Origin of the sequence: Sphaerotilus sp. (genome assembly GCF_031429695.1) — a bacterium.
In the GTDB taxonomy this organism is placed as follows: Bacteria; Pseudomonadota; Gammaproteobacteria; order Burkholderiales; family Burkholderiaceae_C; genus Sphaerotilus.
Genome location: NZ_JANPAB010000004.1, coordinates 1 through 13,867, shown reverse-complemented (window position 1 = coordinate 13,867; position 13,867 = coordinate 1). Strand labels below are relative to the sequence as shown.

The 13,867-nt window shown below is 67.9% G+C and carries 13 protein-coding genes and 1 pseudogene; 6 read left to right on the top strand and 8 right to left on the bottom strand.

From position 1 onward, the window contains the following. From RMP06_RS00300 to RMP06_RS00280, 5 genes and pseudogenes are all read right to left on the bottom strand, one after another. A pseudogene (locus RMP06_RS00300) lies at nt 1-200 on the bottom strand (branched-chain amino acid ABC transporter permease); the annotation flags it as partial. A gap of 29 nt (nt 201-229) precedes the next feature. Beyond that, nucleotides 230-1,474: an ABC transporter substrate-binding protein gene (locus RMP06_RS00295; RefSeq protein WP_310459777.1), complete on the bottom strand. Its 1,245-nt coding sequence runs from the start codon at nt 1,472-1,474 to the stop codon at nt 230-232. A 165-nt stretch (nt 1,475-1,639) separates the two neighbouring features. Next, entirely contained in the window at nt 1,640-2,269 is a 630-nt protein-coding gene (locus RMP06_RS00290) for a response regulator transcription factor (RefSeq protein ID WP_310459776.1), read from the bottom strand. Nucleotides 2,270-2,304: 35 nt separating this feature from the next. Beyond that, entirely contained in the window at nt 2,305-3,675 is a 1,371-nt protein-coding gene (locus RMP06_RS00285; RefSeq protein WP_310459775.1) for a cache domain-containing protein, read from the bottom strand. 2 nt (nt 3,676-3,677) lie between these two features. After that, the gene (locus RMP06_RS00280; RefSeq protein ID WP_310459774.1) at nt 3,678-4,274 is read right to left on the bottom strand and encodes a DUF302 domain-containing protein; all 597 of its coding nucleotides are present in this window, start codon (nt 4,272-4,274) and stop codon (nt 3,678-3,680) included. Nucleotides 4,275-4,394: 120 nt separating this feature from the next. Between RMP06_RS00280 and RMP06_RS00275 the strand changes: the two genes are divergently transcribed. Both RMP06_RS00275 and RMP06_RS00270 read left to right on the top strand, forming a co-directional pair. Next, nucleotides 4,395-5,204 carry a substrate-binding domain-containing protein gene (locus RMP06_RS00275; RefSeq protein WP_310459773.1) on the top strand — a complete coding sequence of 270 codons (810 nt, stop codon included), beginning with the start codon at nt 4,395-4,397 and terminating at the stop codon, nt 5,202-5,204. Further along, nucleotides 5,201-7,474: an EAL domain-containing protein gene (locus tag RMP06_RS00270; protein ID WP_310459772.1), complete on the top strand. Its 2,274-nt coding sequence runs from the start codon at nt 5,201-5,203 to the stop codon at nt 7,472-7,474. The genes RMP06_RS00275 and RMP06_RS00270 overlap by 4 nt, the downstream gene beginning before the upstream one ends. A gap of 12 nt (nt 7,475-7,486) precedes the next feature. On the opposite strand, the gene RMP06_RS00265 is transcribed toward RMP06_RS00270, so the two are convergent. Beyond that, the gene (locus tag RMP06_RS00265) at nt 7,487-8,800 is read right to left on the bottom strand and encodes an NYN domain-containing protein (protein WP_310459771.1); all 1,314 of its coding nucleotides are present in this window, start codon (nt 8,798-8,800) and stop codon (nt 7,487-7,489) included. Between the two features lie 73 nt (nt 8,801-8,873). Then, a complete protein-coding gene (locus RMP06_RS00260) occupies nt 8,874-9,893 on the bottom strand; it encodes an endonuclease/exonuclease/phosphatase family protein (protein ID WP_310459770.1) in 1,020 nt (339 codons plus the stop codon). 141 nt (nt 9,894-10,034) lie between these two features. Here RMP06_RS00260 and RMP06_RS00255 point away from each other — a divergent pair, with 141 nt between their 5' ends. Continuing rightward, on the top strand, nt 10,035-11,216 hold the full coding sequence (locus RMP06_RS00255) for an acetyl-CoA C-acyltransferase family protein (protein ID WP_310459769.1): 1,182 nt from the start codon (nt 10,035-10,037) through the stop codon (nt 11,214-11,216). Between the two features lie 91 nt (nt 11,217-11,307). On the opposite strand, the gene RMP06_RS00250 is transcribed toward RMP06_RS00255, so the two are convergent. After that, on the bottom strand, nt 11,308-11,568 hold the full coding sequence (locus RMP06_RS00250) for a hypothetical protein (RefSeq protein ID WP_310459768.1): 261 nt from the start codon (nt 11,566-11,568) through the stop codon (nt 11,308-11,310). 100 nt (nt 11,569-11,668) lie between these two features. Here RMP06_RS00250 and RMP06_RS00245 point away from each other — a divergent pair, with 100 nt between their 5' ends. The 3 genes from RMP06_RS00245 to RMP06_RS00235 all read left to right on the top strand — a co-directional run. Next, complete coding sequence (locus RMP06_RS00245; RefSeq protein WP_310459767.1) at nt 11,669-12,613, top strand: LysR family transcriptional regulator; 945 nt, start codon at nt 11,669-11,671, stop codon at nt 12,611-12,613. Next, nucleotides 12,610-12,951, top strand: a complete 342-nt coding sequence (locus tag RMP06_RS00240; RefSeq protein ID WP_310459766.1) for a hypothetical protein — start codon at nt 12,610-12,612, stop codon at nt 12,949-12,951. The genes RMP06_RS00245 and RMP06_RS00240 overlap by 4 nt, the downstream gene beginning before the upstream one ends. Continuing rightward, nucleotides 12,948-13,867: lytic murein transglycosylase (locus RMP06_RS00235; RefSeq protein ID WP_310459765.1), on the top strand; the 920-nt coding region annotated here is incomplete at its 3' end. The genes RMP06_RS00240 and RMP06_RS00235, both read left to right, overlap by 4 nt.

The following is a 13,867-nucleotide window of genomic DNA, read 5'->3' as shown; positions in this document are numbered from 1 at the left end:
ACCAGCGGGATCATCAGCCAGTAGTTGACGCCCCAGCCCACCAGCGACAGCCCGACCAGCGCCCCCAGCATCAGGGCGTCGCCCTGGCCGAAGTTCAGCGTGTCGGAGGTGGCGAAGGTGAGCTGGTAGCCGAAGGCGATGACGGCGTAGATCATGCCCAGCGCGATGCCGCTGAACACGAGTTGGATGAAGATCTGCATGGCGGTGTCTCGGCGGGGGCGGGCAGTGCTTACTTCTTGACGACCAGGGCGCCCTTGGCGTTCACGTCCTTGACGCGCACGTCCGACGCCTTCTTGAAGTCGCCTTCATAGGCGTAGACCACGCGCTGGCCCTTGACCTCGCCGAACACCGGGATGTTGGCGGTGATGGCCTCGTGGTCCTTGGCGGTGAAGGGCTTGTTGTAGGTCGTCACGACGCCGTCCACGGGCGTCTTCAGGTCTTCCAGCGCGGCCTTGATCTTCGGGCCATCGGTGGAGCCGGCCTGCTTGATCGCGGCGGCCAGCAGGTAGACCGAGTCATAGCCCTGCGCGGCCGAGACCGGCGAGTCGATGCGGGCGTTCTTCGGGTTGAAGGTCTTCAGGTAGCTGATGATGAAGGACTGGCGCTTGGGCGTCGTCGGCTCCTGGATGAAGGTCTGCGGCATGCGCGCACCCTCGCCGCCAGGGCCGGCGTTGTCGATGAAGTTGGCCATCGACAGCGTCCACGAGCCGATCATCGGCACCTTCCAGCCCAGCTTGGTCATGCCGTTGGCAATCTGCGCCAGCTCCGGGCCGATGGCGTAGGTCAGCACCACGTCGGCGCCTGCTTCCTTGGCCTTCAGCAGCTGCGGGGTCATGTCCACATCCTTGATGTTGAACTTCTCCACCGCCACCGCCTTGATGCCCTTGAGTTCGAGCGCCTTCTCCAGATCGGAGCGGCCGAGCTGGCCGTAGTTGGTCGAGTCGGCCAGGATGGCGACCTTCTTGAAGCCGCGGCGGGCCACGGCCTCCTCCACGATCATCGGCGCCTGGATGCTGTCGTGCGCGGCGTTGCGGAAGATGTAGTTCTCGGGCTGGTCATCGAACTGGTGCGTGACCAGCGAGCCGGTGGCGACGTTGTTCATCACCGGGATCCTGGCTTCCTGGTAGAAACGCTGCGAGGCGAGCGCCACGCCGGTGTTGATGTAGCCCACCGTGGCGGCGACCTTCTCCTTGCTGATCATTTCCTGGGCGATCTGCACGCCGCGCTCGTTCTTGGCCTCGTCGTCACGCTCGACGAGCTGGATCTGGCGGCCCAGCACGCCACCGGCCTTGTTGATCTCGTCGGTGGCCAGCCGCACCCCGTCGCGCATGCTCACGCCCATCGACGACGAGCCGCCCGTGAACGGGCCGGACACGCCGATCTTGATCGGCTCGGCCGCATGGGCCAGGGACAGCGCGCTGGCCAGGGCCAGGGTGGTGAAGGCGACGCGGAAGGTCTGGGCAGCGGTGTTCATGGGGCAGTCTCCGGAGGTGAGGCGACGTGGTGCAGGGTGGAAATCCAGTGCCGCAGTGTGGCCGCCGCCCTTGCGCCTCGCTACCGTCTGACTACGCACACCGGGCTAGCGGCTTTACGCAAACGTAAACCCGATCAGCAGAAACCCTCCCAGGTATCACACGGATCAACCGCCCCGTCCCGCGTGCTCCACCGCGTACTTGATCAGCTCGGCCTGCCCGGCCAGATTGAGCTTGCGGCGGATGCTCTGGCGGTGCGACTCGACGGTGCGCACGCTCAGATCGAGTGCGCTGGCGATGACCTTGCTCGGGTGGCCCTGGCCGAGGAAGGACAGGATCTGCTGCTCGCGGTCGGAAAGCATCGGGCGGGCTTGGGGTGCGCGAAACAGGGCCTGCGCGATCGAGGGACTCAGGTAGGTGCCGCCGCCATGCACCGTGCGGATCGCGCCGACGATCTCGGCCGAGCGCGAGTCCTTCAGCACGTAGCCGCGCGCGCCAGCCTTCAGCGCGCGCTGGGCGTGTTCGACGCCGTCGTGCATCGTCAGCATCAGCACGGCGCGCTCCGGGTGTTCGTCGATCAGGCGCGCGGCGAGTTCGATGCCGTTCTCGCCTTTCATGCCGATGTCCATCAGCACGACATCAGGGTCGTGCAGCCGCGCGCGCTCCAGCGCTTCGGCGCCATTGCCGGCCTCGGCCACCACGTCCAGGTCATCGACCAGGCTGAACACTGCCTTCAGCCCTTCGCGGACCACGGCATGGTCATCGACGATCATCAGTCGGATGCGGATTACGGACATGGCGGAGAGCGGTCGGGAAACCGCGGAGTGGCAGGCTAGACGCTGGCGAAGCGCCGGATCGCGGCTTCAGGCACTTCGGCCAGCACCACCGTTGCCCCGGGACGTGACTGCACGTGCAGCCGGCCATCGATCGACGCCAGCCGTTCGCGCATGTTGCGCAAGCCAATGCCCTGGCTGGGATGGCGCAGCACGGCTTCGGTGTCGAAGCCGACACCATTGTCCTGCACGCGCAGGAGCAGCCCACCCTTGGAAAACACCAAGTCCAGCGCCACCCGCGAAGCGCCCGCGTGCTTCTGGATGTTGGTCAGCGCCTCCTGCGTCACGCGGAACAGCACCGTCTTGATGTCGTCGGGCAGCTCGAACGGCTCGCCCTCGACCACCACCGTGGACCGCGTATCCGAGTGCGCCCACATCTCGTCGGCCAACTGACCCAGCGCCGCACTCAGACCCAGCGTGTCGAGCATGACCGGGCGCAACCGGTGCGACATGCCGCGCACCTCGGTCAGCGCGGCGGTGAGCCGGTCCACCGCCCGGCCGAGCGCAGCGCGGGTGATCGTTTGCTCGGGCGGCAGGCGGTCCATCGCGGCCTCGGTCAGCAGCTTGATCGAGACGAGGGTCTGGCTGGTGCCGTCGTGCAGCTCGCGGGAGAGGTGCGCGCGCTCGGCCTCCTGCGAGCCGACCACCTGGCGCGCCATCAGGGTGAGCTTGGCGTCGGCCATGCGCAGCTCATGCAGGCTCAGCCACAGCCCGCCGCCGAAGATCAGCAACAGCCCACCGCCCATGATCAGACCGATCCAGCGCATGGTGGACGCCGTGCTCGCGGCCAGTTCGTGGTTGAGGTCGGCGACGATGCGGTCGATGTCATCGACGTACACCCCCGTGCCGAACCACCAGTTCCAGCGCGGCAGCGGGGTGACATAGGCGATCTTGGCGGCCAGATCCTGGGTCGAGGGCTTGTTCCAGCTGTAGTCCACGAAGCCGCCGCCGGTGCGGGCGATGTCGCGCATGGCCAGGATCGGGTAACCGCCGAATTCGTCCTTGAGCTTGAGCAGGTTGCGGCCGACCAGCCCCGGCTGGCGCGGGTGCATCAGGTTGACGCCGTCGAAGTCGTAGAGGAAGAAATAGCCGTCGCTGCCGTAGTCGAGCGCGGCGAGCTGGCGCATGGCCTGCTGCTTGATCTCCTCGTCGTCGCGGCCGGTGTTGTAGAGCGGGCTGAGCGTGGACAGCGCCAGCGCGGCGAAGTGGCGCAGATCGGCGCGCGCCGACTCGATGTAGGCCTTGCGCACCAGGGCTTCCTGCCGCTGCGCCAGCAGTTGCTCCTGCTGGTGCTGGGCCATCACGATCAGCCCGCCCGACGCGATGAGCGGAATCATCGCGAGCAGCATGACCTTGAGCTTGATCCGCATGTTCAAAACTCGCCAGCCGCACCGCGGTCGATCAGCGCCCGGATGGCGTCCCGCACCCGGCCTGTCTCGGCCTTCAGCTCCGGCGGCATGCGCCGACCCATGCGGGTCATCATGTCCATGTCGAGCGTGTAGAGCCACAGCCCGTCGGCGCGCTCCATCACCGTGACGCGGCAGGGCAGATACGCCGCCATCGCCGGCGAGAAGTCGAGCATCCGGCGCGCGGTGGACGGGTTGCAGTAGCTGTAGACCTTGAGGAACTTCTGCGGCTGGCCAGTGCGGGCTTCCAGCTCCTTCGACAACGGCAGCTCGCCGACGGCGCGCAGGTTGTACTCGGCAGCAACGCTGGCGAACGCCTGCTCGATCTGCGCGACCGTCACGCCCGGCGCAGCACGGCGCTCCCAGGTCGTCGCCGCAGCAATGTCGCCCCCGCTGTCCACCCAGCGGTGCCACATCCGCACGGCCTCGGTGCTGGCGCCGTCGTCGAGACCGGACACCACCCGCAGCGAGCCACAGCCGCCCAGCACCCCGCACAGGGCGGCCACCCACACCAAGGCAACCGGGAATCGGAGGAAGCGGGACAAGGCGGCGGCAAACAACATGGGCGGGCTCAGGCAAAGGCGACTAGACCAGCCACCAGTGTACGGAGTGCGGATTCAAGTGGCCGTGGCGCCAACCGATACCGACAGAGATACCTTCACCTGACACCGCCCCCGATGCACATGTCCAAGCTCACCGCCTGTCTGTCCGTGGTCGGCACACTGCTGTGCCTCAGCCCCGAAATCCGTGCCGAAGACCTCCGGATCGGTGGCACCGGCGCAGCGCTCGGCACGATGCAGTTCATGGCGACGGCCTTCGAGCGCGTCCACCCGGAACACCATGTCTCCGTCCTGCCCAGCATGGGCAGCAAGGGCGGCATCAAGGCCGTGGTGGCCGGCGCGATCGATCTGGCGGTGAGTTCGCGGGCGCTGGCATCCGACGAAATCGCCGCGGGCGCCAGCGGCACGCCCTACGGCCGCACCCCGCTCGTGTTCGCCACCGCCAGGACCGCCCCGGGCCAGACAATCTCGTGGCCGGAGCTGGCGGATGCCTACGCCGGCAAGCTCACCCAATGGCCCGACGGGACGCGCATCCGCCTGATCATGCGACCGTCGGGGGACGCCGACACCGAGCGGATCAAGGCCGTCTCACCCGCGATGCGCGAAGCCGTCACCACCGCCGAGCAGCGCAAGGGCATGACGTTTGCCATCACGGACCAGGACGCGGCCGATCAACTCGAAAAAGTACCCGGAGCGCTCGGCCCGCTGACACTCGCCCAGATCCTCTCGGAGAAGCGCTCGCTCAAGGCGCTGCGGCTCAACGGTGTTGCGCCGGACGCAGCCACCCTCGCGGATGGCAGCTACCCGATGCACAAGGAAATGCTGTTCGTGACCGGCGGGAAAACCGGGACAGCGGCGCAGTCGTTCATGGCCTTCGTGCGGTCACCGGCCGGTCGTGCGGTGCTGGTGCAGACAGGGCACTGGATTCCATGACCCCACCGGCCAGCCGCTCCTCAGGCGTGCGCCTCACCACTGGACAGCCCTCGCGACGGCTGCACCATGTGTCGAGCGCCTTGGTCGGCATGGTGGCGCTGACACTGCCGCTGGGGTTTTTCAGCGTGGGGTACAGCGCGCTCGGATCGAACCTGGAAACCAAGGCAGCCGTCAAGGCGGAGATCGTCAGTCAGCTCGTCAACGCCTCGCCGAACCTGTGGCAGTTCGAGGAACACCGACTGACCGAACTGCTGGTGCGGATGCCACCGGAACAAGAAGGCGAGCAGGCCCGCATCATCGGCGCAGACCGGCAGGTCGTTGCCACATCGCCCAACCAGGTGCCCTGGCCGATGATGGCGCGCTCGGCGGTGTTGTACGACACGGGCGACGTGGTGGGTCATGTCGAGATTCGGCATTCGATCCGCGCACTGCTGGCGGGCACCGCCATCGCCGGCGTGGTCGCCGGATTGGTGGCCTGGGTGTTGCTGTCCTTCCTGCGCCGGCTGCATCGGCACGAACAGGCCATGCGCGCCACCATGCAGGAAGAGCAGGAGCGCGCCCGCGTCACGCTGCACTCGATCGGCGACGCGGTCATCACCACCGACGCCCACCAGTGCATCGACTACCTGAACCCGGTCGCCGAGCGGCTGACCCAATGGTCGCTGGACGAGGCCCGCGGGCGGCAGATCAACGAGGTGTGTTCGCTCATCGACGAGCACACGATGCAGGCGATGGACCCGCCGATCGGGCAGGCCCTGCGCAACGATGCCATCTGCAGCGCGAACACCGAAGCCGTCGCCCTGGTGCGGCGCGACGGAACGACGATCGGCATCGAGGAGTCCGCCTCGCCCATCCATGGTCCGCAGGGTGACGTGATCGGCGCGGCCCTGGTGTTCCGGGATGTCACCGCGACGCGGCGCATGGCACAGCGCATCAGTTGGGCGGCGACACACGACGCGCTGACGGGGATCTGCAACCGCCGCGAATTCGAGACGCGGGTCGAGACCGCCCTGCTGGACGTGCGTCAGAACGGCCGCAGTCCGGTGGTGTGTTTCATGGACCTGGACCAGTTCAAGGTGGTCAACGACACCTGCGGCCACGCGGCCGGCGACGGACTGCTGCGCCAGATCTCGGCGCTGCTGCAGTTGCAGTTGCGGCCGACAGACACGCTGGCGCGGCTCGGCGGCGACGAGTTCGGCGTGCTGCTGGACGACTGCACGATCGAAGCGGCACAGGCCGTCGCCACCGACCTGCTGAACACCGTGCGCGAGTTCCGCTATGTCTGGGAAGGCAAGGTCTTCACCCTGAGCGTCAGCATCGGGCTGGTCGCCGTGACGACCGAGACCAGCAACCGCACCGAGGTGTTCAGCGCCGCCGACACCGCCTGCTACTCGGCCAAGGAGCAGGGGCGCAACCGGATCTGCGTCTACCAAAGCAGCGATGCCGACATGGCACAGCGGCGCCGCGAAATGGGCTGGGCTTCGCGCCTGACGCAGGCGCTGGAGGAGGAGCGGCTGCGGCTGTACTTCCAGCCCTACCTGGCCTTGGCCATCCCCGGCAGCCAGGGCCAGCACATCGAGATCCTGCTGCGGCTGATCGACGAGGACGGTCAACTGGTGCCGCCCGGCAGCTTCCTGCCCGCGGCCGAGCGCTACAACCTCATGCCGGCGATCGACCGCTGGGTGATCCGCAATGTGTTCATGCGCTACCGCGATCTGGTGGCGAGCATGGGCGGGCCGCTCACCTGCGCGATCAATCTGTCGGGCACGACGCTCAACTCCGAAGGGCTGCTCGACTACATTGCCGAGCAGGCGCTCGTGCATGCGCTGCCACAGGGCGTCATCTGCTTCGAGATCACCGAGACGGCTGCCATCAACAACCTGCAGCACGCCACGCAGTTCATGAAGGACGTCAAGGCACTTGGCTTCCACTTCGCGCTGGACGATTTCGGCATGGGCACCAGCTCGTTCGCCTACCTCAAGACCCTGCCGGTCGATTACCTGAAGATCGACGGCAGCTTCGTGCGCAACATCGCCCACGACCCGATTGACCGGGCAATGACCGAGACCATCAACCGCATCGGGCACCTGATGGGGCTGCAGACCGTGGGCGAGTTCGCCGAGTCGAGCGAGGTGATCGCCGAGCTGCGCAGCATGGGGGTCGATTTTGCGCAGGGCTACGGCGTGCAGCGCCCCCGCCCGTTGCCCGAACCCGGCCCGAAGCCCCAACCGGTGCCGGTCGCCGAACCGGTGACCAGCACCGCGGCCTGACCACCGCCAGAGTCACTCGCTCGCCGTGCGGCCAGTGAGCCAGCGCTGCAACTGCGACGGGGTGCTCTCGTCCATCACCACCTGCTCGCGCCGGCAGAGATGGATCAGATTGCCCACCAGCCGGTAGGACAGCGTCGGCACGTCGTCCTCCCCCTGCCCGAACTCGTGGCCGCACAGCAGCAGCCCGCGCAGCACCCAGTTCACCGACTCGCGGCTGATGTCATGGCCGGCTTCGCGGAGCAGGTCGCGCACGCGCTTGCCGGTGTCGTTGAGCTGGAACGGCTGCGCGGCGACATCGGCGGCCACGGCCTCGAACAGCGCCCGGAAATCGCGCGGCGACAGCAGCGGCACACCCGTGGTGTCGTGGACCTGGCGGATCAGCGCCAGCAGGGCCGGATCGATCCCCCAGTCGGAAGCATCGAATCCGCTGCGTACCGGCGTCGGTGCGCGCAGCACGTGGCGCACCGGGTCGTAGAGGTGGCCGCCCGAGGCGCTCCAGTCCAGCAGCAGCGGCGCGAGGTCCAGCGAGTCGAGGAAGCGCCGGAAGCCGCCCTGCCCCAGCCAGTCCGGTGCCAGGCCTGGATACTCGTGCATCAACCGCGAGGCCAGCCGCGCACACGGCACTGGCAGGTCGGCACGCTGAACCTCGGCCCGGATGCGCTCGACCAGCGCCTCGGCACCCGGCAGCGGCGCAGCGGCCGACACGGCGGGCATGGGAGGCGCGGGCATCTCCAGCGGCATGACCGCAGGCACGGACACGGGCAGAGACAGCGGCATCGCCACCGCTGGCTCCTCGAACTCGCGCACCCCCATGCCCAGCGCATCGCGCACGAACAGGTCGGTGTCGATCAGCAGGTCGGCCGAGGCACGGTAGGCCGCCGACGGAAAGCCCACCGCCAGCACCGTCGTGCGCCGGTCCCAGCGGCGCAGCTTGCGCAGCACGGGCGTGAAATCGGCATCGGCCGAGAACACGATGAACTCGTCGTAGTGCACCTGGTGCTGCAGCAGATCGACCATGTCGAGCACCATGTGGATGTCGGTGCTGGTCTTGCCCTCGCTGGTCATCGCCGGGCAGTCGACGATCTCGAAGCCGCCGTGGTTGAACGACGGGCGAAACCGCTGGTAGACCTGCGGATTGAGGTAGACACGCCGCACCAGCAGGCGGCGCTGCGCATCGGTGGGCGCGCCGTCGGGCAGGGCCAAGTCCTTGATGAGCCACTGCACCCACTCCAGTGGCTGGCGCCCGAAGCGCTCGGCGATCATCGGATCGAGCTTGCGCAGGCCCGAATACACATTGTCGAAATCCACGAACAGGGCCGACTTCATCTTGTTGTCCAGTAACTGTTGTTCTGCATCATCTTGGGGAACCGGGGCTGAAGTGTAAGAAGTTCGCGCGGACTCACTCCACGGTCACAGCCGGAACCCCGCGGAACCGCAGCAGCGCCCGCACGAAACCATGGTCGCTGCGCGCGCGGTCGCGGCCCTCGTGGAGGTGGTCATTGAAGTACTCGACGCGGCGCACGTCGCCGATGGCGAACTTGGCGTGGTGGACCAGTTCCTCGCTGACCCAGATCTGATCGAGCAGGTCGGGCCAGCCCTGAAAAATGTGCGAATACGCCATGTCGCGGCGCAAGGCGGGTTCGCTCTGCACATCGTAGGCATGGAACAGCGCCACATCACGCGCCTGCCGGTCGTAGGCCACCGCCTGGGTCGCGGCGATGAGCTGGCTGGTCACCGACTGCGGGCCATCGTTCATGTCACCGAGCAGGATCAGCGGGTCGCGCGTGCGGTGGATCAGGTCGGTCACCAGTCCGCGCAGCGCGGCCGATTCGGCGCCGCGCATGATCAGCGAGCGCAGCGACGCCCGGGCGACCACACGCGGATCGTCCCGGTCTTCGAGCGGCTCGCCCGCCGCGTCCTGCAGGAACTTGGGGCGCTTGGACTTCAGGTGCGTGACGAGCACGTGCAGCAGCTGGCCGCGCTTGGTGTGCAATGCGGCATGCAGCACCGGGCGCTCGAAGCGGGTGTGCAGCCCGATCTCGGGCACGGTGACGGCCTCGCCGGGCGCGAAGTCCGCGATGCTGCGCACCGATTCGACCGCCAGCCGGGTAACCAGCCCGACGCGGGGCGTGCCCTCGGCGCCGTTTTCTGCGCCGGGAACCAGCACCTGCGGCGGGCGCAGACCACTGCGGGCGACCGCCGCCTTGAGCGCAGCCTCGTCCCACACCTCCTGCACGCCGGTCACGTCCGCGTTCAGGCGCCGGAACATGCCGCCCAGCCAGTCGAGCTTGCGCTCGTACTCGCTGGTGCCATAGGGCTCCTGGTTGGGATAGAACACCCGCGCCGGCAGGGCCAGGTTGAGCAGGTTGCAGCTCGCGACCTGCAAGGTCGACCAGTCGGGAGGCAGGGATTCGTTCATGCCGCGAGTCTGACGCAAGCGCGGCGCCAAGTCCGCGGGCCTTGCCGTTCGTCAGCAATCTGTAGCGCAGTCGGAGTACCGTTTGCGCTCGCACTCGAACCCCGATTCCTGACCCCCGATCCACCCCTGGAGGAAGACACCATGACCCGTGAAGTATTTGTCGTCAGCGCAGCCCGTTCGGCCATCGGTACCTACGGCGGTACGCTCAAGGACACGCCGCTGGTCGATCTGGCCACCACGGTCGTCAAGGCCGCGCTGGAGCGCAGCGGCGTGCCGGCGGATGCCGTCGGCCATCTGGCGATGGGCACTGTCGTCACCACCGAGCCGCGCGACTGCTACCTGAGCCGCGTGGCCGCCGTGAACGCCGGCTGCTCGCAGGAAACGCCCGCCTTCAACGTGAATCGCCTGTGCGGTTCGGGCCTGCAGGCCATCATCTCGTCGGCCCAGGCGATCCTGCTCGGCGACTGCGAAGTGGCGATCGGCGCCGGTGCCGAGAACATGAGCCGCGGCGCCTACCTGCTGCCGACCAACCGCTGGGGCGCACGCATGGGCGACACGCAGGTGATCGACCTGATGGTCGGCGCGCTGCACGACCCCTTCCACAAGATCCACATGGGCCTGACCGCCGAGAACGTGGCCGACAAGTACGGCATCACGCGCCAGATGATGGACGAGCTGACGGTCGAGAGCCACCGCCGTGCGGCGCAGGCCATCGCCGAAGGCCGGTTCACGAGCCAGATCGTGCCGATCGAGATCAAGACCCGCAAGGGCGTGGTCCAGTTCGTCATCGACGAGCATGTGAAGGCCGACACCACGATGGAGAGCCTGGCCAAGATGCGGCCCGCGTTCAAGAAGGACGGCATGGTCACCGCCGGCAATGCCTCGGGCATCAACGACGGCGCGGGTGCGGTCGTGCTGGCCAGCGCCGAAGCGGTCAAGGCCCACAACCTGAAGCCCATCGCCCGACTGGTGAGCTACGCACACGCAGGTGTCGATCCCACCCTCATGGGCATCGGCCCGGTGCCCTCGACCCGCATCGCGCTAAAGCGGGCTGGCCTGTCGATCGCCGACATGGACGTGATCGAAGCCAACGAAGCCTTCGCCGCACAGGCCTGCGCCGTGTCGAAGGAACTCGACCTCGACCCGGCCAAGGTCAACCCGAACGGCTCGGGCATCTCGCTGGGCCACCCCATCGGCGGCACCGGCGCGATCATCACGACCAAGGCGCTGTACGAGCTGCAGCGCGTCAACGGCCGCTATGCGCTGGCGACGATGTGCATCGGTGGCGGTCAGGGCATCGCGGCGATCTTCGAACGCTGCTGATCCCTGTCGGATCCTGAACATGGCCCGCAAGGGCCATGGAAAGCCGGGCCTTCGCGCCCGGCTTTTGCGTTGCGCTGTCTGCCGGAGCAGATCAGTTGTACTTCGCGCCGCCGGCGATTTCCTGGGCGTGCAGTGCCGCGGCGCGCAGATCGGCCGCATACGAAGGCTGGGTCGCCTCGTAGCTGTTGGCCCATTCGATCAGCTCTTCGGGGGTACGCGGCTCATAGGCCTTGCCGGATTCAGCGACACGGGCCACGAGGTGTTGCCAGGCATTGACCACGGCATCAACGAGGAACACCGCGAACGAACGGGCGGCGGGGGTACGAACAGAGGAAACAAAGACCATCGACATTTCAAACTCCTTAGGGTTAACCCTTGGTGAGATGGAGTATGGGGTAAACCCTAGATATGCCGTTAGCTCGTTGTGTGAATCATTGATATACGATTTGTGAATGAACTTCCGGACCCTGGACCTCAACCTGCTGCGTGTGTTCGACACCGTGATGGCCGAACGCAACCTCACCCGCGCAGCAGACCGGCTGGCGATGACGCAGCCCGCGGTGAGCAACGCGCTGCGGCGCCTGCGCGAGGCGGTGGGCGAGACGCTGTTCACCCGCGCGGCCTTCGGCGTCGTGCCGACCGCACGGGCCGACGCGCTCTGGCCCGAGGTGCGCACGGCGCTGGCGCAGTTGCGCAACGTCTTCGAGCCGACCGACTACGACCCGGTCCACCAACCCCGCACCTTCGCGCTGGCGATGGCGGACGCGGCCTCGGCGCTGCTGCTGCCACCGCTGGTGCAGCGCCTGCAGGAACAGCGGGCGCTGGCGGACTTGCGTGTGCTGCCACTGATCACCCGCGACCCGACACCGCTGCTCGACCGCGGCGAAGCCGATCTGGCCATCGGACACTTTCCGGAGATGGTTTCGCGGCAGGTCACGCTCGGCGCCAACGCCCCGCTGCGCCACCAGCGGCTCGACGAGAGCGAGCACGTCTGCGTGATGCGCCGCGGGCATCCGCTGGAAGCGGCCGAACTGACGCTGGAGGCCTACTGCGAAGCCGAACACCTGCTGGTCAGTTTTTCAGGCCGCGCCCACGGTCAGGTGGACGAGGCGCTGGCCGGGCGGGGACTGCACCGCCGGGTGGTGCTGGCGGTGAACCAGTACTTCACCGCTGGCCGAGTCGTCGCACGCACGGACTTGCTGACCGTGATGCCCCGCGCCTTCCTCGCGGTCACAGGGGCGGCGGACGATCTGGTGTGTCGCCCGCTGCCGGTGACACTGCCGCCATTGCAGTTGCAGATGGTCTGGCACCGGCGGTATGACATCGACCCGGCGCACCGCTGGCTGCACCAGCAGATGACCGCGGCAAGTGCGGCAACCCAGCCAGACACAGCATGAATCCACTCGCCACCGCAGGGCGCGTCATTGCCATCCACGCCGAAGCCCCGCCCAAGCCGGCCTGGGGCGCCCCCTGCAACGGCTGCGGCGTGTGCTGCCTGAGCGTGCCCTGCCCCATCGGCATGCTGCTGAGCGGCCGGCGGACCGGCGCCTGCACGGCACTGGTGTGGGACGACACGCAGGTGCGCTACCTCTGCGGCGTGCTGGTCGGTCGGCGCGACGCGCTGCCGGCCGGCTGGCGGCCGCTGGGCGGCTTGCTGCAACGCGGCGCGCGGCGGATGATCGCCGCTGGTGTCGGCTGCGACTGCGACATCGAACTGGAAGACGACGCCCCATGACCCTGCTCCCCCGCCTCACCGCTGCCACCCTTTCGTTGCTGGGGGCCGCTGCGTTCGCCCAGACCGACGAGTTCTCCCGCTGCCTGGCCGACCTGAAACCTGCCGCGCTGGCCGTGGGCGTGCGCGGCGACACCTACGACCGCCACACCCAGGGCCTGACCGCCGATATCACGGTGATCGACAAGCTCAACGTCCAGCCCGAGTTCAAGACACCGATCTGGGACTACCTCGCCGGACTGGTCGATGACGAGCGGGTCGAACAAGGCCGCGCCCTGCTGACCCGGCACGCCGCCGTGCTCGCGCAGGTGCAGCAGCGTTACGGTGTCGATCCGGCGACGGTCGTCGCCGTGTGGGGCGTGGAGAGCAACTTCGGGCAGACCTTCGGCAAGTACCCGCTGGTGCAGGCGCTGGGCACGCTGTCGTGCCTGGGGCGGCGGCAAGCCTATTTCCGCGGCGAGCTGTTCGCCACGCTGCGCATCCTGCAGGCCGGCCACATCGCGCCGGAGCGGCTGGTCGGCTCATGGGCCGGCGCCTTCGGGCACACGCAGTTCATGCCGAGCACCTTCGAGCGGCTGGCGGTGGATTTCGACGGCGATGGCCGCCGCGACCTGATGGACAGCGTGCCGGACGCGCTGGCCTCGACCGCCAATTTCCTGGCCAAGGCGGGCTGGCAGGGCGACCGGGGGTGGGGCTGGGAGGTGCGGCTGCCGGCGGGGTTTTCCATCGCCGGACAGGGCCGCAAGAACCGGCAGCCGCTGACCGCATGGGCATCGGCCGGACTGCGGCTGGCCGACGGCAGCGCGCTGCCGGCAGGGTCAGAAGCCGCGGGCCTGATGACCCCGGCCGGCGCCACCGGACCGGCCTTCCTCGTGGCCCGCAACTTCGACGCGCTCTACAGCTACAACGCCGCCGAGAG